Here is a 445-nt window from a genome sequence, read left to right as displayed (position 1 = left end):
ACCGCGCGATCTGACTGACGTCGAGCACGGCAGCGCCGCGCTGCATCGCCGCCGGAACAGCGGATTCGGTGACACTGCGGTCTGATCGGAGGATCAGATTAGGCACGCCGACGTCCAGGCCGCGGTGTAGGCGGGCCTGCCCGCGGCGGATGGCGTTGATCCACCCGAGCGTGACGGGGAAGCCTCCCAACGGTTTCCACTCCAGGTTGTAATCGAACTCGCCGCCGTAGTCGCGGTGCAGCGTGGTGCCGTACCCGCCCTCCGTGGGTTTACGGATCACCGACAGCTTGCGCAGCCGGGCCAGGGCGATCAGGGCGGCCGACGTGGGGGCGGTGCGCCGGATCGCCGGTCCGTGCAGATCGAAGAACGGGCTGTTGAGCACCAGTCCGCCGACGTGTTGGGCGGCCAATCGACCGCTTCGGCGCAACCGGTCGGCGAACAAGGT

Annotated in this window: 1 pseudogene; it reads right to left on the bottom strand. The window is 68.5% G+C overall.

What is annotated here, in order from left to right:
• Positions 1-445 (bottom strand): annotated as a pseudogene (locus tag RNC47_RS36880) (hypothetical protein); the annotation flags it as partial.

The sequence above is a fragment of the Streptomyces millisiae genome, assembly GCF_031845425.1.
GTDB lineage: Bacteria > Actinomycetota > Actinomycetes > Streptomycetales > Streptomycetaceae > Streptomyces > Streptomyces millisiae.
Note: the sequence above shows the minus strand (reverse complement) of the source record. Positions and strands in the feature narration are given on the sequence as shown.